Source organism: Wolbachia endosymbiont (group B) of Silvanus unidentatus, from assembly GCF_964028615.1.
Taxonomy (GTDB): Bacteria; Pseudomonadota; Alphaproteobacteria; order Rickettsiales; family Anaplasmataceae; genus Wolbachia.
In genome coordinates this window covers 737516-763189 of sequence record NZ_OZ034795.1, presented here as the reverse complement: position 1 = coordinate 763189, position 25674 = coordinate 737516, and the positions used below count along the sequence as shown (strand labels likewise).

18 protein-coding genes and 1 tRNA gene are annotated in these 25674 nt (G+C 34.6%); 11 read left to right on the top strand and 8 right to left on the bottom strand.

What is annotated here, in order from left to right:
- The first annotated feature begins 501 nt into the window (after positions 1–501).
- Complete coding sequence (locus ABWU65_RS03465) at positions 502–1836, top strand: ankyrin repeat domain-containing protein (protein WP_353280305.1); 1335 nt, start codon at positions 502–504, stop codon at positions 1834–1836.
- 188 nt (positions 1837–2024) lie between these two features.
- Here ABWU65_RS03465 and ABWU65_RS03460 read toward each other — a convergent pair whose 3' ends face one another.
- Positions 2025–2984, bottom strand: coding sequence for an LD-carboxypeptidase (locus ABWU65_RS03460; RefSeq protein WP_052264793.1), 960 nt, complete (start codon positions 2982–2984; stop codon positions 2025–2027).
- Positions 2984–3601, bottom strand: coding sequence for a lipoyl(octanoyl) transferase LipB (lipB, locus tag ABWU65_RS03455; protein ID WP_052264792.1), 618 nt, complete (start codon positions 3599–3601; stop codon positions 2984–2986). The genes ABWU65_RS03460 and lipB overlap by 1 nt, the downstream gene beginning before the upstream one ends.
- A gap of 311 nt (positions 3602–3912) precedes the next feature.
- On the opposite strand from lipB, the gene ABWU65_RS03450 reads away from it, so the two are divergent.
- Both ABWU65_RS03450 and ABWU65_RS03445 read left to right on the top strand, forming a co-directional pair.
- Positions 3913–5088, top strand: coding sequence for a phage portal protein (locus ABWU65_RS03450; protein WP_353280304.1), 1176 nt, complete (start codon positions 3913–3915; stop codon positions 5086–5088).
- 53 nt (positions 5089–5141) lie between these two features.
- Entirely contained in the window at positions 5142–5687 is a 546-nt protein-coding gene (locus ABWU65_RS03445; protein ID WP_007302070.1) for an ankyrin repeat domain-containing protein, read from the top strand.
- 235 nt (positions 5688–5922) lie between these two features.
- Here the strand turns inward: ABWU65_RS03445 and ABWU65_RS03440 are convergent, their stop codons facing one another.
- Together ABWU65_RS03440 and murJ are read right to left on the bottom strand one after the other, a co-directional pair.
- Entirely contained in the window at positions 5923–8412 is a 2490-nt protein-coding gene (locus tag ABWU65_RS03440; RefSeq protein WP_264685563.1) for an AsmA-like C-terminal region-containing protein, read from the bottom strand.
- Positions 8413–8787: 375 nt separating this feature from the next.
- A complete protein-coding gene (gene murJ, locus ABWU65_RS03435; protein WP_007302067.1) occupies positions 8788–10284 on the bottom strand; it encodes a murein biosynthesis integral membrane protein MurJ in 1497 nt (498 codons plus the stop codon).
- Between the two features lie 144 nt (positions 10285–10428).
- Here murJ and ABWU65_RS03430 point away from each other — a divergent pair.
- The 8 genes from ABWU65_RS03430 (at position 10429) to ABWU65_RS03395 (ending at position 18269) form a co-directional block, all read left to right on the top strand.
- Positions 10429–10504: transfer RNA gene (locus ABWU65_RS03430), tRNA-His, on the top strand.
- Between the two features lie 147 nt (positions 10505–10651).
- Positions 10652–11182, top strand: coding sequence for a hypothetical protein (locus ABWU65_RS03425; RefSeq protein ID WP_007302066.1), 531 nt, complete (start codon positions 10652–10654; stop codon positions 11180–11182).
- An 89-nt stretch (positions 11183–11271) separates the two neighbouring features.
- Positions 11272–13320, top strand: coding sequence for a tRNA uridine-5-carboxymethylaminomethyl(34) synthesis enzyme MnmG (mnmG, locus tag ABWU65_RS03420; protein WP_007302065.1), 2049 nt, complete (start codon positions 11272–11274; stop codon positions 13318–13320).
- Between the two features lies 1 nt (position 13321).
- Positions 13322–15118 (top strand): aminopeptidase P family protein, encoded by a 1797-nt coding sequence (locus tag ABWU65_RS03415; RefSeq protein WP_052264809.1) that lies wholly within the window; start codon positions 13322–13324, stop codon positions 15116–15118.
- Positions 15119–15212: 94 nt separating this feature from the next.
- On the top strand, positions 15213–15578 hold the full coding sequence (locus ABWU65_RS03410; protein ID WP_006014880.1) for a hypothetical protein: 366 nt from the start codon (positions 15213–15215) through the stop codon (positions 15576–15578).
- A gap of 97 nt (positions 15579–15675) precedes the next feature.
- A complete protein-coding gene (locus ABWU65_RS03405; protein ID WP_052264810.1) occupies positions 15676–16320 on the top strand; it encodes an alpha/beta hydrolase in 645 nt (214 codons plus the stop codon).
- A 5-nt stretch (positions 16321–16325) separates the two neighbouring features.
- Positions 16326–17105, top strand: a complete 780-nt coding sequence (locus ABWU65_RS03400) for an SDR family oxidoreductase (RefSeq protein ID WP_007302062.1) — start codon at positions 16326–16328, stop codon at positions 17103–17105.
- 90 nt (positions 17106–17195) lie between these two features.
- Positions 17196–18269 carry an ankyrin repeat domain-containing protein gene (locus tag ABWU65_RS03395; protein WP_007302061.1) on the top strand — a complete coding sequence of 358 codons (1074 nt, stop codon included), beginning with the start codon at positions 17196–17198 and terminating at the stop codon, positions 18267–18269.
- 245 nt (positions 18270–18514) lie between these two features.
- Here the strand turns inward: ABWU65_RS03395 and ABWU65_RS03390 are convergent, their stop codons facing one another.
- The 4 genes from ABWU65_RS03390 to ABWU65_RS03375 form a co-directional block, all read right to left on the bottom strand.
- Complete coding sequence (locus ABWU65_RS03390) at positions 18515–21403, bottom strand: hypothetical protein (protein WP_353280303.1); 2889 nt, start codon at positions 21401–21403, stop codon at positions 18515–18517.
- Entirely contained in the window at positions 21384–23738 is a 2355-nt protein-coding gene (locus ABWU65_RS03385; RefSeq protein ID WP_007302059.1) for a type VI secretion protein, read from the bottom strand. The genes ABWU65_RS03390 and ABWU65_RS03385 overlap by 20 nt, the downstream gene beginning before the upstream one ends.
- A 51-nt stretch (positions 23739–23789) precedes the next feature.
- Positions 23790–24155 (bottom strand): hypothetical protein, encoded by a 366-nt coding sequence (locus tag ABWU65_RS03380; RefSeq protein ID WP_007302058.1) that lies wholly within the window; start codon positions 24153–24155, stop codon positions 23790–23792.
- A 104-nt stretch (positions 24156–24259) separates the two neighbouring features.
- Entirely contained in the window at positions 24260–25663 is a 1404-nt protein-coding gene (locus tag ABWU65_RS03375) for a DUF350 domain-containing protein (RefSeq protein WP_353280302.1), read from the bottom strand.
- Positions 25664–25674 lie beyond the last annotated feature (11 nt).

Below are 25674 nucleotides of genomic sequence, written 5' to 3'. Positions count from 1 at the left end.
TTATTACAATGCCGATTTACATTATTATAGGGTTAAAACTCACTACTGGGGGATTCTTTTGCCTTTTTTTGCTTGGTAAATTTCTTAATATTTTTGATTGGTTAGGAGTTCTATAGAGATGTCATTTCAGTGCTTCTTATTACCTGTTCTGGATCCCAGTGTCAGCTACTTGGATGACACTGAAGGGGTTACTCGAATGACAAGAATAAGGAGTACTGGGATGACAAGAAAGCACTGGTTTCATATGCACCTGATAAAAAAGATGATGTCATGCAAGTAGCTGACACTGGCATCCAGTTTTTTTGTGCAATTCCGTCAAAAAAAGCGCTTTCGTGTTTACCAACTTAGTTAGATTCCAGTGTCAAGCTACTCGGATGACACCAAAGAGGCTATTTGAATCTAATTTACTATTCACAATCCCGGTTATTAGCTTATTTGAGTTGACTTTTCATCATAATTATGTAATAATTAAACATATTGTTTAATATTGAAGGTAGAATTATGACAGGAGGATATGAGTCACTGGAAAAAGTACTGAGGACGATTGAGGTTAAGGAAGGCTTAAATAAAGATAATATAATTGAGGAAATAAAAACAGAACTAGAAAAACAGGATCAAGGTCTATATCAAGAGTGGAAGAAAGGTAAATTTGATGTAAATTATGTATTTTATATTCCCGCATATGAAAAATTGACGTTATTAATGATAGCTGCTAAGAATGTTCACGTAGATGTAGTAAAGGTTTTACTCGAAAAAGGAGCAAATGTTGATGAGAAAGGTTGGCGTGATGCGACTCCTTTGCATTTCGCTGCTAGGAATGGTCACGTAGATATAGTAAACCTTTTACTAGAAAAAGGAGCAAATGTTAACGCAGTAGATATTGAAGGGTGGACTCCTTTAAATGTCGCTGCTTTTCATGGTCGAGCAAATATAGTAAAGGTTTTACTCGAAAAAGGAGCAAATGTTGATGAGAAAGGTTGGCGTGATGCGACTCCTTTGCATTTCGCTGCTGGGAATGGTCACAAAAAGACAGTAGAGGTTTTAATCCAAGAAGAAGCAAATGTTAATGCAGTAGATATTGAAGGGTGGACTCCTTTAAATGTCGCTGCTCTTCATGGTCGAGCAAATATAGTAGAGGTTTTACTCGAAAAAGGAGCACATGTTAATGCAGTAAATAGTGAAAGGAGGACTCCTTTACATTTAGCTGCTGGGAATGGTCACGTAGATATAGTAAACCTTTTACTAGAAAAAGGAGCAAATGTTAATGAGAAAGGTTGGCGTGATGCGACTCCTTTGCATTTCGCTGCTAGGAATGGTCACGCAAGTGTAGTAGAGGTTTTACTCGAAAAAGGAGCACATGTTAATGCAGTAAATAGTGAAAGTAGGACTCCTTTACATTTAGCTGCTGGGAATGGTCACGTAGATATAGTAAACCTTTTACTAGAAAAAGGAGCAAATGTTAACGCAGTAGATCGATATGGAAAGACTCCTTTAGATTATGCTGAAGGTTATGCTAAGAATCAAGACGTAGTAAAAGCTCTATTAGACGCAAGAGGAGGTTCTTTTGTGAAAGCACGTAATAAGGCAATGATTGCTGGTGGAGTGAATACATTATTAGGCACTGCTATAGCAGTGGCACTTTTTACAACTGGAACAATTACAGCTCAGTTGATACCTATCGTTATAGCAGTGGTTGCAGTTACAGCAGCAGCACTGGTAGTTGGTTGTGCTACATATGAATTACTAAAGCCTAGTACTAAAGTTGATGGAGCAGAAAAACCAATTGTCAACTCAATAAATGAACAGCAGGAAGTTACTAGCATTTCTTCATATTAGAGCGCGTGACGCAGGTTCCTGGATCCCAGTACTGGGATGACAATGAAGGGGCTGCTTGAATAACAACGAAGGGTTATTTGGATAATAGCCGTACTTGATCTGGATCCCAGTGTCTAGGCACTGGGATGACAAGGGGGGATACTAGGATGACAACGAAGGTGCTGGAATGAAAGGAGTGTGAGATAAAGCTACTTGTATAACTGTTGCACATCCATAAACTCTTTCTCGTCTTGCATGCTGATGATAGTGTGAGTGTTGAGAGGTAAAGGGTCATTTCTATGTCCATGTCCTACCCCTTTTATTGTAAATACTGGAAAGTTAACACTTTTTGCAAACCTTTCTTTTACAATTTCAACAAGATTATCATTATAACAGTTAACAAAGTCACCGAATATTACTGCATCTACTCCATCAAAAATATGAGCTTGTTTTAGGTGATCTAGACTTCGCTCAATTGAATATGGATAAACTTTTATGTCTTCTAAAAATAGAATTTTGTTTTTTGCGTTTATTTGCCAAGCAGTTCCTATGCTATTTTCAACCAAAGTCATATTACCACCGATGATTTTAGACTCTAATTTGCCATTTTTTAGTCTAATGCCATTGTCGATCATTTTTAGGTTATCAAATCTGATAGAGTTGCGTTGCTTAAGAATTAACTCTTTTAATTTTTCAACAGAGGTTTCAGCAACAGAGTTATTTACTATCATTTCCAACATGGTACCGTGAAGAGTTTGCCAGTCATATTTAACTTGCAGATAAATATGTAAAGCAGTGATATCACTATAGCCTATAAGAATTTTTTTGTTTTGAGCAATTCTTTCTTTTTTATCATTGGGTAACTTTTCTAGATAGGGAATTAGCCGAGAAGCCCCTTCTCCTCCTCTGATACACCAAATTATTTTGCTATCATCAGTGAGCGCATTAACCAAATCATTCGCTCTAAACTCATCAGAGTTAGAATAAAATGGGTTGTCATTACTGTATATTTTCTCCGAAATGTGAGGATTAAAACCCAAAGTTTTTACGGATTCTTTTATAGTGGGCAGATCCGATTCTTTTCCCTTCGAAGAAGGAGCAATAATATCAACTTGATTTGCAGGATTAGTGAGTAAAAGGCATAGAAAATAAAGAATAAAGGAATACATTAAAATATCTTATGAAACTCTTGCTTTAATATATCATCTAATTCGCAAAGAGAAACTTTTACTCCTAGTTTTTCCATTGATGTAACGCCGTAATCTTTTAGTCCACAAGGAATAATACCCTCATAGTGGGAAAGGTTTGGAGAGACATTAAGCGCTATGCCGTGATAAGTTACCCATTTTCTCAAGCGAATGCCAAAAGCTGCTATTTTTTCTTCTACTCCGTTGTTGTTCACCCAAATGCCTATTCTATCTTCCTTAAATTCCCCAAGTATATTAAAGTGTTTTAAAACATTTATGATCCAATTACTTAGGTCTCTGATATATAGTTTTATGTCACATTTGTTTCTTTTTTTAAGATTTAGCATTAAATATATAATGCGCTGCCCTGGTCCGTGATATGTATATTTACCACCCCTACCTGTTTTATATATAGGAAATAATTTTTCAATAATGTCATCATCTGTTGCACCGATTCCTGCTGTGTAAAGTGGAGGGTGCTGGAGCAGCCATACTAGCTCATCAGACAAATTATTGTAAATTTGTTGAATTTTTGCTTCCATGAATTTTATAGCATGGTTATAATCAGTAAATTGGTTAGAGATTAGCCATTCTGTCATGTTCTATTTCTTTAGGTCTATCAATGTCATTCCAGCGCTTGACACTGGAATCCAGAAATTTAATTGTAGATAGCACACTGAACTGGTGAGCATAGTTGCTTTACGCTAAAAGGAACGTATTTGACTAAATTGTATAAAAAGATGGATCCTAGTGTCAAGCTACTTGGATGACAAATATGGGCTACTTGAATGGCACTATCGCAAACGAACTAGTGTCAGCTACTCAGATGATATCATTCTTGTAACACCAATTGATATAATTCAACTATAATTTTAATCTTTTAACAAATTTAATTTTTCAGGAGGCACATATGAATTTTAACATTTTTCAAAGAAAGAAAAGCAGTGAATACTCTGCTTTGCAACTAATGATGGAACCAAGTTGGAGTAGGCGTGATTATGTAAGTTTTGCTGAGGAAGGTTACATAAAAAATGTTATTGCCTTTCGAGCAATTAATATGATCGCAAGTGCTGCATCTTCGGTACCTTTTATTCTCTGCCAGCTTACTGACCAGGGAAAATCACAACTAAAAGCACATCCGTTACTGAAGTTACTTTATTCTCCTAATCCAATGACATCAAAATCAGAATTTATTGAGGGGATTGTAACTTATCGGTTAGTTAATGGCAATTCTTATGTATTGATGATTGAGGCGCAGAACAAACCAACAGAGCTTTATCTTCTGCGCCCTGATAGGGTTGAAATTATTCCAGGGAGAAGTAACGTTCCTTATGCCTATCGTTATACCGTAAATAACAACAGTTATGACTTTAAAGTTGATAAATTGACTGGGCGTTCAACAGTACTGCATCTTAAAACCTTTAACCCTTTGAATGATTGGTATGGACTTTCACCAATTGAGGCAGCTGCATATAGTATAGATCAGCATAATCAGGCTGGTGCTTGGAATCAGGCAATGCTGCAAAATGGAGCAAGACCAAGTGGTGCAATAGTTGTGAAATCAGAAAAGGATGGAAGCGTTGGAAACTTAAGTCAAGAGCAGTACCAACGCTTAAAAGCGCAGATAAATGATCATTACTCAGGTCCTGTCAACGCTGGAAGACCGATATTACTTGAAGGAGGTTTAGAGTGGAAGGAAATGAGCTTATCACCGAGGGATATGGATTTTATTGAGTCAAAACATAGCTCAGCTCGTGATATTGCGCTAGCTTTTGGCGTTCCGCCGCAGTTGCTTGGCATACCGGGTGATAACACTTACAGTAATTTAGTTGAAGCACGTCTTTCCCTTTGGGAACAGACGATTTTACCAACGCTAGAAAATATTATCTGTCACCTGAATTCTTGGCTAGTGCCCAAGTTTGGCAAAGATTTATGTTTGTCATATGATAAAGACGCGATAGAAATTCTAATGGAGAAAAGACAAAAGATGTGGAAATACGTGCAAAACGCAAGCTTCATGACGCTCAATGAAAAAAGAGAAGCTTTTGGCTTGCAACCGTTACCCGGTGGTGATAAGTTGAATTGATGTTTATATAGTATAGATATTTATACTAAGCTGTAAGAAATTAGAGGTATTTTATGTATCAAGAACAAGAAAATTCAGTAAGTAATTCTCGATTGACTCTTCCTCATATGGAATTATCGTTGAGAGCCAAACAAGATACTAATCCAACAGATAATGAAGGTCTTGTCCCTTTACATTATGCTGCTTGCGGAAATCGCTTAGAGCAAGTGAAATTATTGCTTAAAAACGGAGCAAATGTTAATGCATTGGATAATTATGGTTTTACTCCTTTACATTATGCTGCTTCCATAAATTGTAAAGAGGAGGTGGAATTATTGCTTAAAAACGGAGCAGATATTGATGTAAGAAATCATTTCGGTGCTACTCCTTTATATTTAGCTGTTCAGGGAGGCCATGAGAATGTGGTAAAATTATTGCTTAAAAACGGAGCAAATATTAATATAGCAGATAATTCTAGCAAGACTGTTTTACATTTATCTGTTCTCAAAGGCCACACAGAGATAACAAAGTTATTGCTTGGAGATATGGAGACTCCAAGTACAAGCTGCATCGATATAAGCATTGAAGAGTTACAAGTAACTAGTAAGTCTTATTATTAGAGGGTAGATGAAGTTTACTATCTCCTAAATCGTATCTGTTCAGATTCATGTGAAATCAGTCCTTTTTTTCTTGTCATGAAAGTAGCTGACACTGGGATCCAGTTTGACGAAAGCGCTCTACAACGTTTTTTGTGAAAAAGCCAGTGTCAGGCACTGACCATTTGTTGCTACGTTTTTGTCTATCTTATTTTGCCACCCTGCTGAACGGATACCCTAAATCATGTAGCTAAATGAGTTAACTATTTTTCTTGCTAACTAAGGTGTTGTAAATTTGGTCTACATCAAAACTCATCTTAGGGCACCAAATAGGGCCATCTAAGTGTGCCTCGATATAAAGAGGACTATTATGATTTGGTAGTATGAAAAAGAGTCTGAATATAGAAGTTAAGGAGAACTTAGATAAGATTAAATTAGAAGAGATAGAACCTGATGCTTGATCGATACTAAACTGTGAACTAGTTGAACATACACCACTGTTAATACTTACTTTTCCATTAATATTTTCAAAAAGCGTACTGCCATTATATATATCAACGTAAGCAAGCTTGGAAATTTCAGGTTTATTCTTACTGCTTAACAACTTAGTGATGAATGAATTAAAATCCACATTTGTAAACTCTATTTTCTGTGCTTGAAAGTTTACATTTCCTGATAAGTTACTAGCCCAATCATCAAAGCTTGTCCCTTGAGTTTTGATTTCACCACTTAAGCTTATCTTGCCATTTATGTTATTAACTCCTATAACTTCCTTGGTGTCCAAATTTGCAATAGAAAATTTTATGTGAATTGAGCCTGCTTTTAGATAACCCTGAAAAAACATTTGTCCATGTTCTAGTATGTAACTTATCTTTTTGATAGTGATAGTGCTGTTTCTTATCACTGTATCCAAGTTAAAATCTTTTAAGACGTTTTGCCCAATTTTAAATTCTGTAGTTTTGATTTGCACGTTTGCATCAAAATCTCCTTTCTCATCTAAAAAATTAAGCTGCTTTGTTGACCATTGAATTTGATTTATTTCATTTCTTGAGTTTCTTTTTACCTCTAATAGTTTTGGTAATTTAAAGATATTTCCATTAAATTTATTACCTGTAAGGTTTACGTCTAATAAAGGCTTAGTGTATTTTTGATCCACTAATATTTTTACACTACCGGTAATGTCGAAATTTTCTCCGAATAACTTTATTTTATCTGCAACTAGCTTGTTCTCTTGTATTTTTAATGAAAAATCCAAATCTTCAATTTTTGTACCATTGAATATAGAATCTTTAACACTAGTTCTTATATTTACATCATATTTAATATTTTTCAGCCATTGCACTTTGCTGAATAATGAATAATCATATTTATCTATATTAATGTTATGTATGCTAAATTTACTATCGATCATATTGTGTTTTTTTGTGTGATTTACCTTAATTGATCCTTGCCAAGATTCTTTGTTATTTAGCAATCTGATATCTGAAAGAGATAATATTCTAGGTGCTAAATATAGTTTAGAACTTGCTGTAAATTGACTTTTCTCTCTTTCTTGCATCTTGATAGAAGGTAAAATATGTGAAATGAACGACTCACCCTTTATCAATATATCACCATTAAATTCAGACAAGTTGCCATTGTTTGAAACTTTTCCTGATAAGCGAGATATATTATTGGTTCCAGGAAACTGAAGAAGAGTATCAACGTTTATTTCGCCATTAGCAAATTTTAGCGTAGCATGAAATTTGTCCAATATCCTGTTTTGATATTGAATATTTGAAGCTTCCATATTAAAATCCAAGCTCAGGTTCTTTGGCACAACCTCTCTAAAAGATTCTAAAAGACCCTTCATATCTGTTGTTTTGTGTGAGCCGTTTTTTAGGTCGACTTTACTAAAACTAATATTGATATTAGTATGATCACTTTTTCTATCATTTTGTATTATACCAGTGCCTTGCATGCTTTTGGACTCAATTTTTAAATTAGTTGCCGTAAACTCGCTTTCATTGAGATTGATATTGGATGATATCTCAATATTTTCGCTGGGAATCACATAAGAAAGGAAGCTAAGATTAATGATTTTTGCCAAGCCGCTCATAGAATCAGAATTATTATTAATCGTCAATACTAAATTGCCCTTGAGCTCTTCTTGATTTCTATTACCTTTAAATAGCAAATTTGCAAAATTTGAATCAACACTAATGTGTACATTATTTTTTGTGACATTAACCTTTCCAGAAAAATCGTAATTGTTGTCACCAATCTGTACTTCACCAAAAAACTGCTTATTTTTTTTTATAGCAACTTCCTTGATATTAATAGTATCGGCGTTAAAACTTATTTGGCTGTCCTTTATTAATATATCAACTATATTATCATTGGCTTTCGTATTTATAATATTAAGTAAATTTTCTTTGTTGCTTTTCATGCCCAAAAATGAGATTGACTTTGGTTGCAATGAAAATGAAAACAACGATGGCCTTATTTCAATTTTTTTTGCACTAATTAAATCTGATAATTTTTGCTCCTTGTTTTTGTTGTATTGTACATATACATTGTGAATAGTAAGTTTTGGAGTAATGAGCGAAACTTCAATTTTTCCTCCAACATGTACTTTAGCATCATACGTCTTCTCTAACTCTTTTACGATATATTCTCTGTAGCCACTCCAATCCTTAAAAGTTGCAGCAACGTGCATGAGAATTAATAGCAACGAGATTGATAATATGGAGTATAAAGAAAGTTTCATAATAGACCTCTCATTCCAGCATCCCTTCTCTTCTTGTCATCCCAGTTTGGGATCCAGGAAATTTGATTAGACATTAAGTTAATTAGCAAAAAAGTAGCTATTCTTATGTTAAAGCACAGCATTTTTACATGAGAAGCTGGTCTGATGAGCACTGGGTTCCCAGTGGAAATTGCTCTCAAACCACAACACTTATACAGTTGTGTGTGTGACACTGTGATCCAGTGTGACTTAAATAAGGTTTTCCAGATTATATAATCAACAAAATTTCTGGATCCCAGTGCTTGACACTGGGATGACAGGAATAGGTTATGGGATGAAAGAAGTGGATATTGGAATAGTAGCTGAAATGACATATAGCAATACAAAGGGTGTAATTTACACATATTTCAAATTATTCAAATTTCCTCTAAAAATCAGGTAAAGAGTGCTAGAATAAATAATAACACTCAAAGCTATTAAAGTTACTAAATAAACAATACGAGCTAGCCCTCTATCGAAAAACAACCCTGCTGATAAGTAATTAGAGAGATAAAGAACTATTGACATAACCAATGTTGCAGTGAGAATTTTTACAATATTTAGTAATAATGCTTGGCTAAGCTTATACATCTTATTTATTGTTAAATAATTAATCAATAAAATAGAATTTATCCAAGTGGAAATGGAAGTAGCAATAGCAATTCCTATATGTTGGTATTTGTTCATTAATAGGAGATTTAGTATTACGTTAATTCCAAGGCACGTTAATGAGAACATAGTTGGTATTTTTAGCTTTCCCCTAGCAAAGAATGTGGGTAGCAATACTTTATTTATAATAAATGCGGGTAAAGAAAGAGAAAATGCTACTAATGTAGGAACAGTTTGCTGCACTGCATAATAATCAAATCGGCCGTAAGAAAAAAGCGTAAGTAAAATCATGTCAGGAATAATGATAAAAGCAGCAGTTATTGGCATAATTAATATTAACCCTATATTAAGGGCCTTGTTCTGTATTTTGACTATATTCTCAGTATCATTTATTCGTTTTGAAATCATAGGAAGAAGTACTGTACCAATTGCAGTGCCAATTACTCCTTGCGGTAGTTGATTTAGTCTATCGGCATAATATATATAAGAAACTGCATTTGGTATAAAACTCGCCATGATTGTGTCAATCCATACACTTATTTGTATTACACAATTGTTGATAATTGCAGGTATTACACGCTTGAAAAACAACTTCACTTCGTTACTTAATTCTAAACTAAAAGAAAAGAAAGCCTTTAATTTGTATGCACTAAATATTATTAAAAGTAGCTGCAAAATCCCTCCAATCAGGACGGCTATAGAAAGGTTATGAGCCGGTGTTTCAATGTAAGGTAAAAACAAACTGATGATTAAACAGAGGTTCAAAATGATTGGTGAAATAGCTGTTGAAGCAAAATGCTGTTTTACTTGCAACATTCCACCAATAAGTGATGCGATTGACACGAAGATTATGTAGGGCATCATAATTTTCGACAAAGTTACAGTAAAGGTAAATTTATTTTGGTCAAATCCAGGAGTGAAGATTTTGATCATGTAAGGGAAGAAGGTTTGTGTGATAAGGCAAAAAATTACTAGAATAATAAACGTAATGGATATTACACTACTTGCGAAATTAAATGCCTTTTTATTATCATATGACTCTGCAGAGTATAATGGTATGAATGAGGTAGTAAATGCTCCCTCTGCAAAAAACGATCGAAATAAATTAGCAAAGCGAAACGAGGAAAAGAATATATCTGCAAGAGAAGTTGCACCAATAACCGTAGCAATCAATACATCTCTTATTAGCCCTAAAATTCTTGAAATAGCTGTAAAAAAACTAAATGTGAAAATACTTTTAAACATATCACGATTTCAATACGATTAACTATAATGCTAAAAGCATAAATGAAAATGTTTATTCGCTAAACTTAAAACTCTATGCAAAAGTAGGTAGCTTAAATAATTAATTGACTATTTATGCTTGTGTGTTAGAAATTTTATACCTTGGCGGGCGTAGCTCAGTTGGTAGAGCGTCAGTTTGTGGTACTGAATGTCGCCAGTTCGATCCTGGTCGCTCGCCCCACTAAAAATTTCCACTTTACATAAATATAAACATTAGATATTTTTGCACGTCCGTTAGCATTCCTTGTTGCTTTAGTATTTAGATGGCGGAGGGGAAGTTTGCGATTTAGAGTAAAAATGATGCCTATTAATTAGTGAGAGGGATTGTATGTATATTTGTTTGTTAGCTTATAGTATAGTGTCAGCACTAGGAATATTAGCTTGGTGGTTGAGTTTTGACACTTCATCACCTTTAGCCATAGGTGCAATTGCTGGTTCTATGGCTCTAGCATTGATTGCGGTTTTGCACGTAGGATGTTTGCTATATAAGTTTTGCAAAAGAGATCCTATTGAGGAAGATCATGGAAAAATAGCAATTTTTTTGGGTATGGCTATACCTATAAGTACTATGATTGGGGCAGTGCTTAATGCAAGTGTGATTGCTGTTCTTCCTAACCCAGTAGTAACAGTGATTATCTTAGTAAGTGCAATAACAGGGCTAATAGCAACAATTATGGGGGTTTATGTAGCCACATCTTTAGTGCATTGTGCAGATGAAGCAGCAATTACATTTGCAGCAAGTGCAACTTCGATTACAGATTCTACATTTGTTAGAATATCTCAGGAAGAAGAAGTGGATGAGCGTATTACCTCTCCTACAGTTGAAAAAGTTTCTTCTGTAAAAGAGACGATAATTTGAGCTAAGTTAGTTTGTAACACTGGAATCTGTAAAATTTGACATCAATCACTGATAGTTGGAATATTATAGATTAGGAATTACTCAAGAAGATGCATAAGTACGACGTAGTGGTAGTAGGTGGCGGTCATGCCGGGTGTGAAGCAGCTACAGCTGCAGCACGTCTTGGTGCAAGCACGCTACTTATAACTCACAAAATTTCAACTATAGGAGAGATGTCTTGTAATCCAGCAATTGGAGGAGTTGCAAAGGGTGTTGTAGTTAGAGAAGTAGACGCCCTTGATGGAATAATGGGGAGAGCTATCGACCGAGCAAGCATACACTCGGTCGTTTTAAATGGCAGCAGAGGCGCAGCAGTATGGGGCCCACGTGCACAAGCAGACCGAAAATTATACAAAAAAGCAATACAGGAAATTATTCTAAATTATAACAACTTGACAGTAAAAGAAGAGTCAGTTGACGATTTTCTTATCGAAAGTGATAGCAATGGAGAATCTTATATAAAAGCTGTAATAACAGACTCAGGTGAACGTATACTGACAAGCAGAGTTGTTTTGACTACAGGGACTTTTTTACGTGGTGTGATTCATATAGGAGAGCAAACAACTCCTTCTGGAAGAATAGGAGATAAACCTGCAATAGAGCTTGCAAACACGCTAAAGAAGTATGATTTTAAACTGGGCAGGTTACGTACCGGAACTCCACCGAGGCTTGATCGTGGCACTATAAACTGGTCGGTATTACAAGAACAAGTGGGTGACAATCCACCTACACCATTTTCTTATCTTACAGAGAAAATTAACCAGCCTCAGGTTTCATGTTTTATTACTCATACTAATGAACATACACACAGAGTAATTCGAGAGAATCTTCACAGATCAGCTTCTTCATATTTAGATAACGTTATTGCACCAAGATACTGCCCATCAATTGAAACTAAAGTTAAAAAATTTGCAGAAAAAAATAATCACCAAATATTTCTAGAACCAGAAGGGATTGATGATAACACTATATATCCAAATGGAATTTCAAATTCATTGCCCATCGAAGTGCAGTATGAAATGATAAAGAGTATAAAAGGGCTTGAAAATGCAGAAATATTAAGACCTGGATATGCAGTTGAATACGATTATATCGATCCACGAGAGCTATTTCATACTCTCGAAACTAAGAAAGTTAAAGGACTATATTTTGCTGGTCAAATTAATGGTACCACTGGATATGAAGAAGCAGCTGGGCAGGGAATTATTGCCGGAATCAATGCAGCACTCTCTTTATCTCAAAAAAGTTTTGTTCTTCATCGTACAGACTCATATATCGGTGTAATGATAGACGACTTGGTCACTAAGGGAATTACCGAGCCTTACAGATTATTTACCTCGCGTGCAGAATATAGACTGGCAATCAGGTCAGATAATGCAGATAGAAGATTGACACAAAAAGGTTATGACATCTCTCTTGTGTCGCATGAGAGATACTCTGTTTTGCAGGGTAAACTTAAATCCATTAAGCAACTTGAGGAGAAATTAGAGAGCCTAACAATTACTCCTGAGCAGCTCAGGTCCTATGGCATTAAAATATCTTATGATGGAATAAGAAAAACAGCATTAGATTTGCTCGGTTATCCAAATATTGACTGGAATAAATTACGAGAAATATGGCCAGAGTTAAACATGGGTTCCAGTGTCAGCTACTTGCATAACGCCAAAGCACCTCTTCCTGTCATCCAAGTAGCTGACACTGGGATCCAGTACTTGAATGATGATGGAATGGATGCAGTTGACACTGAAAAAAATGTAGATTCCAGCGTCATGTGCTGGAATAACACTATAACTGATAGCATAGCCAAGAATGAAATATATGAAGCAGTTGCAATTGAAGCAAAATACAAGCCTTATTTAGTAAGACAAGAAGCAGATATGAAGTTTCTACAAGAGGAAGTTAATACTCAAATTCCAACTAATTTCAACTACTCACAGATTAAAGGCTTGTCAACTGAAGTGATAGAAAAGTTGCAGTCAATAAAGCCAGCAACAATTGGTATTGCGAAGCAAATACAAGGTATCACTCCAGCAGCGATAGTTAGCATATTAGTGTACCTTAGGAATAAGAAAACGAAAATAGCTGCTAATTCTGCGTAACATGTCAAAAATCGAAGAATTTCGCTCTTTTATGCACGAAATAAATGTTGATACATTTATGTTGAATACTAAAGACGAGTATTTAAATGAATATTCAAAAGAGTTAGCAGAGTTATGTGGCTTCACGGGAACAAATGGGCTACTTATCGTTACAAAGAGTAATAAGTGCCCATTTTTTACAGATGGACGCTATATCACACAAGCTCGCAGTCAGCTCGATCAGGGCAGTTTTCGAGTATATAATATACAAGAAGAGGATCCACACAAATGGGTAAAAGCAAACTTAACATTGACTACCTCACTGGGTTACTATCCGCAATATTTTACTATGAAGGACATAAGAAAATATGAAGGCATTTGTAAACTAGTACCATACTTAATTAAAAAAGATAGTAGTCATAAAGCACAAACAATAGTCTCACATGTATCTGGTGAGAGTGGTAAGGATAAATGTGAAAGAGTAGCTAAAAACATAGAGGCTGAAGCAGTGCTTCTGACTGATCCAAATTCAATTTCGTGGTTATTAAATTTAAGAAATGAAAGTTCTGAATATACTCCTTGTATATTGGGTCGTGCTATATTGTATAAAAATGCCAATGTTGATTTATTTATTCAAGATAAAGAACATTCAACTATAGAAGCAAATTTTGATAACCATATAAATGTTTTTGATATTAGTGAGCTAGAAAATTCACTACATAAGTTAAATTTGGTGGTGATAGATCCAAGCACGACTCCAATGAGCATTATGAATGCAATAGATCCCTTGTATAACCATTATTTAAATGAAAAATCAGCTTCGGTGTCATTCCAGTGCTTGACCAGAAATAAAAAAGCATGGATCCCAGTGTCAAGCACTGGGATGACAATAAGTAATGAAAGAGGTCTAATAGAAAATAAGCAGATAATTGAGAAGGAGGATCCTTGTTTGATTCACAAAGCAGTAAAAAATCAAACTGAAATAACTGGAGCTATAAGTGCGCACATCAAAGATGGAGTAGCAGTTATAAATTTTCTATATTGGCTTGAAAACAATATTGACAGTGAAATTACTGAGCTTGAAGCTGAAGAAAAAGTTTTAGAATACAGAAAAGAGCAGAATTTGTTTAAGCAACCGAGTTTTCCAACAATTTCAGCATTCAACGAGAATGGAGCAATCATTCATTACCGTGCAAGCAATAAGACAAATAAAGTCATTCAAGAAGATGGGCTGTATTTAATTGACTCTGGTGGTCAGTACCTTGATGGCACAACCGATGTTACAAGAACTATAGCAATTGGTAGTCCAACCAATGAGCAACGAGCTCACTACACAATAGTATTAAAAGCTCACATTGCGATAGCAAGTGCGGTCTTTCCTTCTGGCACTACTGGTGGAGAATTGGACATATTAGCGCGTATACATTTATGGAAATTTGGAATGGATTACATGCACGGTACAGGACATGGAGTAGGAAGTTACCTTTCGGTACACGAAGGACCGCAAGCAATATCAAGAGGAAATAAAGTGGAACTCATTCCAGGCATGATACTTTCTAACGAGCCTGGTTATTATATTCCAGGAAAGTATGGAATAAGAATTGAGAATCTGGTGTATATTGAAAGGCGAGAAAACGTCTTTTTAAGCTTTAAACAATTGACCTCTGTTCCTTATGATAAAAAGCTAATAGATATACAAATGCTTACTGAAGATGAAGTTAAATGGATAAATAGCTATCACCAATTTGTTTATAAAAATATAGAAAATGGCATAAAAGATAAGGAATGGTTAAAGAGAGTATGTGAACCTTTAAAATAGTTAATTTGTCATTTAATCAAGTATTAATATAGTTGTTCTTGTATTGTTTTTAATTAAAAACAATATATAATATTAGTTTCAAATAGGTGTAATTATGACAGATAAAGTGCAAGATGATGAATTTATGAAGCAGTACATGGATACTTGCAAAGAGCAAATAGAAAAATTGGCAAGCGACCCTAATTTGCTTCAACAGACCTTAAAGCCATTCATGCAAATGTCTCAGCAACTTATGGCTGGCGGTATGCTAGAAGGAAATATGCCTAGCATGATACCTGATATGGGTGGTATGGATATCAACAAGATGATTGCTCAGATGAAGGAAATGTATGATTACATAAAGAGTAATCACAAAGAGCTCATGAGAAAAGATGCTTCACAAATTCAAGAGCTTGATGATTCCAGCAGAAGATTGAGAGGCTTGGTCAAGAAATTGATAGAGAAAGTTGAAGCTAAGTAGTATTTATTCATATCAAAGAGCTATAGCAGTAGTGAGGTCTTGTTCCTCAAATTTAGTATTACCATAGAGTTAAATATAAACATAAAGGGATGAAGAGATGATTGAACTTAAAAGCCAAGAAATTTGCCCAAATGGAAATAAGAAAAATTTGATTATTTTTTTTCATGGTTGGGGCTCAAGTGGCGATAATTTCGTGCATCTTGCTAAAGTTATGAGCAAGTTTTTGCCTGATTCATGTTTTGTGGTACCGAATGCTCCGTTTGAGAGGGAAATAGGTGATGGTTATCAGTGGTTTAGTTTAGAGGATCGTAGTGAAGAAGCACTATATAATGGGGTGAAAAATGCTGCATCAATTGTAAATCATTTTATTGATACAAAATTAAAGGAGCTTAATTTAAAAGATACTCAGCTTTCTTTAGTTGGATTTTCTCAAGGGGCAATGCTTGCAATACATGTGGCTCTTACCCGGCTTCAGTCTTGTGCATCGGTTGTTGCATATTCTGGTAGGTTTCTTTCACCTTCAAAAATTGCACCGGAGATCAAATCAAAACCCAGCATATGTGTTATTCATGGTGAAGCTGATGATGTGGTACCTTTTTCTTCCCTTGATTTAGCGGTTAAAGCTCTGAAAGAAAATGGAGTAAACGCTCAAGGATACCCAATTCATGGATTAGGCCATATTATTAATGAAGAAGGAATAAGGTTAGGGGTTGAGTTTATCAAGAAAAATTTTGGAAATTAATTTCCATGCACTTGTTTTGCTTTGGTTACGGATATGTAGCTAAATTTCTATCGAAAAAATTGCTAAATTTAGGCTGGAAAGTTAACGGTACATCAAGAAATAAAGATATACAACTTTTTGATTATGAAAAGGTTGATCAAGATCTGCTTAAAAGCGTAACACATGTTTTAGTTTCTATTCCTCCAGACGGCGATGATGTTATGGAGAGATACGGTCATTGTCTGGAGAATATTAAATGGCTTGGTTATCTGTCTGCAACTAATGTTTATGGTGACCACTGTGGTAATTGGGTGAATGAGGAATCTGAAACAAAGCCTATAGAAATTAGAGGAGAAAAGCGCCTTGAGTCTGAAAAGAAGTGGCTAAGTAGCAAATTGCCTGTACATATTTTTCGTTTGGCTGGGATATATGGTCCTGGTAGAAATGCGCTAATTGACCTGCAGCTTGGCAAAGCAAGAAATGTGAAAAAAATTTTTTCTCGTGTTCATGTTGAAGATATATCGAATATTTTATTTTCTTCCATGCAAAATATAAAGCCTTATGAGATATACAATTGTGCAGATGATTTACCTGCTACGCAATCTGAAGTGGTCACGTATGCAGCCGAGCTTCTCAATATTAGCCCTCCAGAGCCAGTTGAGATCTCTTCCGTACCAAATTACGCACGGGGTTTTTATTTAGGGTCAAAAAAAGTAAGCAATACTAAAATTAAAAAAGACCTTGGTGTCTCTCTAGTTTATCCTGATTACAAGGTGGGTTTAAAGAGTTTGTATATATTAGAATAGAGAAAATAGATTGCCAGATGCAAAAATTTTTCTTGAATGTTCCTTGTTTTGATGTAGTACCACTAGGCATACTATTATATAGAGGTAAATATGTTCAGCACTCAATCGCTCCCGGTTGAAAATATTCTATTACATCAAGCCGCTTATAATGGTAACATAAATGAAGTTAGGTTATTACTTAATGTAAAAACTGATATCAATATCAAGGATAAAAAAGGATTTACAGCCTTGCATTTTGCTGTTTATTCAGGACATTTAGACGTAGTAAAGTTACTAATCAGTAAAGAAGCTAATATTCATGCAAGAACTACTAAAGGCAGTACAGTTTTACACTTTGCTGTTGTAGCTAAAAGCAAAGCTATAGTAGAGGAGTTAATTAAAGCGGGAGCTGATCCCAATATAAAAGACTGTACTGATGGTAAGACACCTTTACATATTGCTGCTCAAAATGGACTTGTAGAAGTTGTAAAGGTGTTACTTAATACTCAAGAAATTGAGATTGATGCTAAAGACAATGAATTTGGTATAACAGCTCTGTACTTAGCCTCTCAGAACGGACATACTGAAATAGTTGAACTATTAATTAGCACAAAAAATGCTGATGTTAACATAGTAGATAAAAAAAATAATGTCACACCCTTGTATCTAGCTGCTCAGAATGGGCATGCAGCAGTAGTTAAGTTGCTTCTTGATAATGGTGCTAAAGTCAATGGCTGTGATACCAGTATGAATCCTTTGTGTGTAGCTATTGATAATGGCCATGACGAGGTAGCTCAATTATTACTTAGTGTAGAAGGGGTGGATGTCAATATTGGCAATCAGCTTGGCAATACACCTCTACATATAGCAGCTATGAAAGGTAATGAAAAAATGGCAAGATTACTGCTAGAAAAAGGTGCTGATCCTAATATTAAAAACCTTTCAGGAGATACTTCCTTACAAGCTGCTGAATACGTAAGAAAAATTAGCTGGCATGATAATCCTCCAAATGTACAAGGAGGATTCTTCGTGTTAGTTGGCTCGAATGGAATATATTCATTTCAGCAATTTTATGAGCAAAAAAAAATTATGGAGCTTTTGGTACAACATATAAAGGACAGCAGACCTAGCTCATCAGTAGATGAAATTGACGTATCTGTTCAGCAGAGTAGCAAAATAAGATAGATGAGAAAACTAGTTTGTGACATTGGTGTCCAGTTAAATTTACATGGATTCCAGTGTCAGCTACTCGAATGACATTATGGAAGCTGTGATGACAAGGAAGGAAGCACTAGAAAGAAATGGGTGTCACGCACTGGGATGACATTATGGGAACTGAGATACAAGAAAAGAAACACTGGTTTGACATGCATCTGTCTCAGTGATGTAAATTCGACTTTACCCCATTTGCAACCATCAGGGTTCTTTGACTATAGACCTAACAATTCTTTTCTAATTTCTTCTTTAATTGTATCAATAATCTTTTTATCAAGTTTATTTATTAAGGAATCATCAATACCTGTGATGTCATCTGGATTTTGTATCATTTTTTCAATAGCATCATCTATTTTTTTTACTCTTTTTTCATTAATTTCCTCAAATATAGGTTTAATTTTCACATAACCAGGAGCGCCCTTGCTATAACTTTTGCTGCTTTCGTTGATACAACCACCAGCACCATATGTTTTATTCACGTAGTTTTTACTACATTTTGTTACATCTTTATACCCAATCTCACCATTTTCTATATATGCTATTTTATTATCTTTACTAGAGTTTAGCTTGTCCCCTTTCTTAATTTCTTCTTTTAATTTTAAACTTTGTTCATGAATTATTGTATCTTTGTAATTCTTTCCCCCATAGGTTCTGTATGTACCTCCGCCTGCAACAGTAATTAAATCTTTACAAATTGTTTCTGAAGAGTCTCTGCACATTTTTATTAAAGTTGGTCCCCCATCCTTGTTAGATTTATCATTTTCTTGTCCACCACCTCCTTCTGTTACTTTTACTTTAATATATGGATAACTAGGGTTGACTCTCAGTTTAGCTTTAATGTAATCACCTGGCATTCCTAGTCTACTTACAGTAGACTGAGCTTTACCATCTATATGACCAGCTTCACCACCTCCCCATGCTTCTATTTCAACGTAATCATACATTGACAGATCATCTGTAGAGCCATCTCCAAGCTCATAAAGTTTTTGATCCCTGTTTTCAATAATCTGCTTCTTATGTTTCAATTGTGCTATTATTATTTCACGTAATCTCTTTTTTAAACCCTCTAAATCGAACCTACACAATTTATCAGCATAAAAAACTTCTGTTCTATTTGCTTTAATCGGTTGATTTTTTAATTGTGTGCACTTTTGTATTTCACCTTTCTCGTTTTTTACTGTTTTACCATCCTTATCCTTGCAATCCACTTCCTCATATCTTAAGTAAAATAGTTTATCATTCTTATCTACATACTGTGTTGAGCGACTACATACTCCATCAAAGCAGAGGCAACCATCATCACCGTGATTACAGTTTTTTTCTTCATACTTTCCATCTGTTAACTCATATACTATTTTGCATTTGTCACAATTTTGTTTTGTATCTACCTCTTTATCCTCTTTTGCCATGCAGTTATCTCTAGACTTATTTTCAGCAGGAATGGAAATATATCCTTTTTTATTAAATATTATTTCATTCAGTGCATCTTGTGGCTTTGCTAAAACATCAACTAATTCAATAATTCCCCCTTTTTTGCAAGGAAAATAATAAGATTGATTTGATTCTTTCGAGTAAACAGTATTGTGTTTAGCATAGCTTGCTCTCATTGACTTCAGTGATATTAGCTCACTTCCTTTTTCAAGAACGAATTCCTCCGGTTCTGGCTGCCAACCAGAAAGGCATAGCATTTTACTTTTAGGATTTTCTTTATATTTTATTTCTACTTTTGGATATCCTGAGCCATCTAGTTTGCACTTACCATTCTGAAGCTCTTTACATTCTGTTTCAATATCGGGAACATATCCATATTTTTCTAGAACTTCAAATTGCGAATTATTTTTTAATATACCTTCTATTATGTTATCGATATCGCTTTTACTGTTACTGCTATCAGTTGTTTTTGCCACTATTGCTGGCTTTACTACTTTTAAAGGTAGATGGCCAACATATGTAGGAGAATTTTTATTAACATAAAAAGTACAGATGCCATTACTGTGAGTTCCACGTGCGTCATAAGTACAAACGTTCTCACTCATCTTCATTTTTACTTTTAGCGTATTTTCGCCTTTACCCTCATTAGGCTTTGGTATGCTCACTTCTTCAATCTTTGGAGCAGGTGGCGCTGGGAAGCAGCGAGCAGGAAATTGTAATTTTCTTTCGGACTCTTCTTCCTCAGTACCATAGTATTCAGCGCAGAGCTGACCTTTTTTTCTATAGGTTTTGAGATAATGGATAGTATCTTTAATAGTAAATGGATAAATTGGAGTATTCTCACTATTTGAAAAACCGCGCGGAAAAGGTAGCTCCCTTCTTTCTTTCAGCTCACCAATAATGACTCCAACTCTTGGATGGAAATAATCATTTTCTTCATTTGTTATAGGAACAATTCTAACTTGTGGAGGTGACATTGCAAGTTGTTCACAAAATGGAGGGGGGCCAGGTGCAAGTGGTACAGGAGCACATTTTATCTTTTGCTTTCCTTTATTCCATGATGAACAAGTATCACAAACGTTTTCCATATCCCCTGGACGGAAAATATTTTCTCCCTGAAGCACTCTTGAAAACCATGCAGAACTACCCATACAAGCGCCTTTTTGGCTACAAGCACATATTTTAGGAGACTTAGCAAACTTCGTTTTTTCTTCATCAGTAACATTGTCTGCCCATTCCCACTCAAGACTATCTGCTATTTTTGCATTAACAGATGTTTTATCTCCTTCCCAATCAATAAACACTGCTGCAGAGACTCCACCTCCTGTATCTTGTGTACCATATATCTGGCGGCAGGATGTTCCACTAGGTAATATATAACAATTATCTTTTCCTTCATAATCACAGACTTGAATCTTTGGATTAAAATAACCATCAATTCCTTGGTCTTTTACTTGTCTTACTGTAATATATTGGTATAGCTTTTCATCAACTTTAAAACTACCTTTAGTACCAAAAGTAAAAATTGCTAAAAAACCCTCCAAAGCTTTTTTGCCTCCAGCTTCAAGTGTAGTATTACTCTCTACAAGAGGCGGACAATCAGCATATCCTTGATAAGAAAGACAAAATATCAAGGAGAATATCAATAAAAAATTAAGCTTTACATTTTTCATAGAACGCCGGTAACCACTTACTCACTTTTTCGCCTTTTTCCTTTATTGCTTCATACATATACTTTATAGTCTCTTTATTAGCTGAAAGTACATGTATTTCTTTCATATTCTTCAAATCTAGATTTAAAGTTACTAAACCTTTGTATTGCTTTATCAAAAATAAACCTTCCTGTGTTGGTGTTTGCAAAATAACATTCAGTTCCTCTTTCGACAGAGAAAATGCTTTCATGTATAACCTGTTTGCATTTATGTTCGGCATCAGGATTCTCGTATCGACATGCTTATCTAAATATTGAGTAAACTTGCTAGCAAATGCTAGGTTTAAGTTTTCAGTACTTAGAATTACTACAACATTTAACTTTGTCATTCTTTGCATCCAGTCGTCAAACTCTCCCTCTGTAGGAAAAATATTACTTATCTCCCATGCTTCATCCAAAACAAGTATTGCAGGTGAGCCATCACATTTTGCTTCGAAAGAGTATAAGAAATAGTAAAGTATCACGGACATACATTCTTTTTGCTTAGTGAGATTTGCAGTATTGAGGGATATAGTTTTTGTTCCCCAGTCAATGTCTGACTCATCACCATCTTGGAATAAGTAAGCAAATTCACCTTCACCACACCATTTACTTATTTTGCCTCCAAGAAGTAAAAGCACTTCAGAAATTTGAGAAATAGATCGCGATTCTCTTGGTATAGCAAATATAGAATCTACAATTTTTTTTGTCTTTTCTTCTACGTCTACCAAACTTGCATCTGCAACCATCCTTTTGATCAATTCAACAAGCATATTGCGATTAGAAGCACTATCTTCAATGTTCAGTGGGTTAAATTTTAGACTTTTATCTTTATATTTTGGATCAATTATGTAATATTGGCCGCTTACTGCTTTAGTAAATATTATTGATTTTCCAGTATTATCCAATATAACAATCCTAGGGTTAAATTTTCTTGATTCCGAAAGTAAGAAATTGATCAGTGAGGTTCTACCTGAATTTGGAGCTCCAAGTATTGTGGTATGACCATTATTTTTCTTTCCATGAAAGTTAAAAAAGTAAGGACTGCCTTTTTTTGAAAAAAAAACTGTTACTGCTTCTTTCCATCTTCCTCCTTTTAACGTACCTGATGTAAAATCATGCAACATAGCAAAGCTGCAAGCATATTTTTCTAATATATTTTTTGGTTGTGTAACAAAAGCAAAGTTTCCAGGAAGCTGTGCCCAAAAATGATTTTCCATGTGCAGATCAGTCCTAAACATCATCAACCCGATTAACGACATTACAGAGGATAAATCACTGATATTTTTAGCTAACCTATTCTTATCATCTGCAAAGATTGTAACAATAATTTTCTGTTGACAAAAATCCATAGCAGAAATTTTTTCAAGCTCTATTATTTCATTTATTCCTGAGTTTTGAAGTAAGGTATTGTCCTCACTGATTTGCAGTATATTAATTTGTTTTTTGAATTCTTTTACTGCTTTATTATTACTAGTAAATATTATTATTTCTGTGATGATAAGCTCAGAGTCAAGTTGCAAACACCTATCTATATTTTCTAAGGGGATTTCTCGATATTCCTTTATGCAAAAAATAGAACCAAACTTCTGTTGACCTTCAAACGATGTTTGAAATTTATTGAAACCAAAAGCTACTTTTAAATTTTTAACATGCTGCGATAGATCCCTTTCACATATTGGATAATCTTTGTGCGTTAATGTAATAATGTAATGGAGAAATTCCATCATTTGAGAATATATTTTGCCTTCACTAGACCTAAGGCCCAGTTTTTTAGCTCCAAAAGGTTCTAAATCTTTTTGAATCAGGTCAGTTATTTTTTGTAATTCTTGATGATTTTTTTGTAAAAATAACTTGTGCCTATTCTTTATCCTGCCAAAAAAAAATGCATTATTAATATGTTTGCCAAAATCACTAAGTAACACCACAATGTATAACTCATTTATATACTGTAGTTTACTATCAACTAGTTTATTAAACCACGTTGAGTGTAGCTGATCGGAAAAGTCTGAAGTTTTATTCCACTGTAAGCTCAGTTTATTGCGCTTACGGACAGTGTGAATCCAAACGGTAAAATATAAACTCTTGATATTTTTTGATATACTTTTTCTAATTTCAGTTCTAAGATCACCATAGTTATCAACTGAAGAATAGTCTTCTAATTTGATTATTTTTAATAATTCCCCCTGTTTTGTTAGTATAGTTTCTTCATCGTAGTGGCAAGCATAAGGGATAAAATCTAAATTAATACTTTCTAGTAACGCTAAATTGTTCTTTTTTTCAGAATTAGATCTAGTGGCTGGTACTTTTGGTTGCATACAATATCATGCGTATTCAATAAAAAGATAATAAAGAATCATCTATCTTACTTAATCCTTATCTTCTTTTTTGTTATTGGATTGTAACTGTATGTCCTTTGCAAAGTTGAATTTTTCTTTCAGGTAATCTGTTGCCTTTTCTGTGCTTCCAAACATCATGATCAGTACGCCAAATATTATCATGAAAAAAATTAGGCCTCTGAACACTACTGCAAGTATCACTGTAGCTATACATAACCCTATAATTGTCGAAGGATTCATATTTTCTACAGTATCTTTAACTGAAAATGAAGAAATAAGTTCTTTCAACGTTCCTGGTATATTTTTCAATTCATCACTTGCTTTGCTAGAACATGACATGAAGATAAAACTTAACAGGGCTACAATAGCAAAAACTCTACCCAATTGAATACGCATCAGCTAAATACCTTTAAGATACTCCTCAAATGTAACAATTTTTACATCAATAGGCAAGAACCGAATTCACTTGCTCACCATAAGTAACTCATATTTAACTTTTATCACCGTGTTAGCTCTTTATTATCAACAAGAGGACTCACACTAATGGATGTCAATTTACTTGACAGAAAGTTTGAACACAATTCAGCAGCAGCTGCTGTAGCAAACACCGCAGCCACCACAAACAGTCCTGCTCCTACTAATCCTGATGTCATTGCTCCTGCAACAATGCACCCTATTGCTAAGAGAGCAGAACTTGTTACAAGTGCGACGTGAAGATTTTTGTTTTTACTATTATTTTCATAATTATTGGATTGCATTGTATCTTTTACCTTACTGCCTGTCACTGAGATCACACAATGAGGCCCTTCTTCAGTCTTCTTATAATGTTTAGAAGGGGATATTCTTCCGCTTGGGCCTTTGGGCCTTGTTTTGTTCGGATGTGCTAATTTTGTTTTTCCTTCATCTTCTAGTTGCAAACTATTATCTTTCTCAGCAGGGTTTAATTTTAAGTGTACACTTTCCTCAGATGAAATGCTTGTTACTGAAGTTAAGCTGTTCCTTCTGCTACTTGATGCCAAGCTAGATGAATTTATTCCACTATCTAAGTCACTGCTACTACTGAGTTTAGAAGTATTTGCACCGCTTGGCACTTCTACAGCATTCACAGTTATATTAGGCTTTTCATTTTTTAAATCTTTACTATCAATCGAAAGATCAGATTGACTATTCAATTGTGATTGTGCGATCTCCTTTCTTGCTTGCGATTGTTTTGATGTAGGATGTGCTGAAGCACCATAATAACCTGAATTTCTCAAGGTATTGTATTTTCCAGGGGTTCCTTTTCCACTTACACCCTTAGCTAAAGAATCCTTTTCCAGAGGATTAATACCTGAATTTTTGGGAATTTCAACTTCACCAGAAAGACTTTTTTTGTTAAATAGTTCCATAGTATTATTTTGTCTATTTGCTTGATTACTTCTAAGACTTTTCTGATTTTGAATAGTGCTACTAGAATGATCTTTGTCACTACTTTTATTAGTAATCCCTGTAATCTCTAAAATTATTTCTAATATTTTTCCTCTTCTTGTTGGTGATCTTTGTGATGATTTTTCTTCATTGTTAAGTACTGAAGATTTCATTAATTCCTCTGACTCTATCACTTTTGTTTTCAATGCTGGAAGGAAGTTGTCAATATAATATTTATAATATTCTTCTTGTTTTCTCAATGACTTTTCTAATTCAATTAATACGTTGGGATCAGCTCCTTTGTTAAACAACTCTATGCATTTTGCGATAGTTCCATCTCCCTTTTTTAGATTTTCATGATTATGTCTTTTTTTTGTGACCTTTTTGTATATATTGGTGAACAGTTTACGATCTTCTTCATTACTCAAAGATTGAATAAGCTCTTCTATTTGATAAGGTAAATCATTACTTCTAGATTTTTTTAAAGTACCTAGCATAACATTCCTCT

Bases quoted from the DNA above. Each gene is read 5' to 3' on its own strand.
- ABWU65_RS03465 (WP_353280305.1), top strand. From the start codon at position 502: ATGACAGGAGGATATGAGTCACTGGAAAAAGTACTGAGGACGATTGAG.
- ABWU65_RS03460 (WP_052264793.1), bottom strand. From the start codon at position 2,984: ATGTATTCCTTTATTCTTTATTTTCTATGCCTTTTACTCACTAATCCT.
- lipB (WP_052264792.1), bottom strand. From the start codon at position 3,601: ATGACAGAATGGCTAATCTCTAACCAATTTACTGATTATAACCATGCT.
- ABWU65_RS03450 (WP_353280304.1), top strand. From the start codon at position 3,913: ATGAATTTTAACATTTTTCAAAGAAAGAAAAGCAGTGAATACTCTGCT.
- ABWU65_RS03445 (WP_007302070.1), top strand. From the start codon at position 5,142: ATGTATCAAGAACAAGAAAATTCAGTAAGTAATTCTCGATTGACTCTT.
- ABWU65_RS03440 (WP_264685563.1), bottom strand. From the start codon at position 8,412: ATGAAACTTTCTTTATACTCCATATTATCAATCTCGTTGCTATTAATT.
- murJ (WP_007302067.1), bottom strand. From the start codon at position 10,284: ATGTTTAAAAGTATTTTCACATTTAGTTTTTTTACAGCTATTTCAAGA.
- ABWU65_RS03425 (WP_007302066.1), top strand. From the start codon at position 10,652: ATGTATATTTGTTTGTTAGCTTATAGTATAGTGTCAGCACTAGGAATA.
- mnmG (WP_007302065.1), top strand. From the start codon at position 11,272: ATGCATAAGTACGACGTAGTGGTAGTAGGTGGCGGTCATGCCGGGTGT.
- ABWU65_RS03415 (WP_052264809.1), top strand. From the start codon at position 13,322: ATGTCAAAAATCGAAGAATTTCGCTCTTTTATGCACGAAATAAATGTT.
- ABWU65_RS03410 (WP_006014880.1), top strand. From the start codon at position 15,213: ATGACAGATAAAGTGCAAGATGATGAATTTATGAAGCAGTACATGGAT.
- ABWU65_RS03405 (WP_052264810.1), top strand. From the start codon at position 15,676: ATGATTGAACTTAAAAGCCAAGAAATTTGCCCAAATGGAAATAAGAAA.
- ABWU65_RS03400 (WP_007302062.1), top strand. From the start codon at position 16,326: ATGCACTTGTTTTGCTTTGGTTACGGATATGTAGCTAAATTTCTATCG.
- ABWU65_RS03395 (WP_007302061.1), top strand. From the start codon at position 17,196: ATGTTCAGCACTCAATCGCTCCCGGTTGAAAATATTCTATTACATCAA.
- ABWU65_RS03390 (WP_353280303.1), bottom strand. From the start codon at position 21,403: ATGAAAAATGTAAAGCTTAATTTTTTATTGATATTCTCCTTGATATTT.
- ABWU65_RS03385 (WP_007302059.1), bottom strand. From the start codon at position 23,738: ATGCAACCAAAAGTACCAGCCACTAGATCTAATTCTGAAAAAAAGAAC.
- ABWU65_RS03380 (WP_007302058.1), bottom strand. From the start codon at position 24,155: ATGCGTATTCAATTGGGTAGAGTTTTTGCTATTGTAGCCCTGTTAAGT.
- ABWU65_RS03375 (WP_353280302.1), bottom strand. From the start codon at position 25,663: ATGCTAGGTACTTTAAAAAAATCTAGAAGTAATGATTTACCTTATCAA.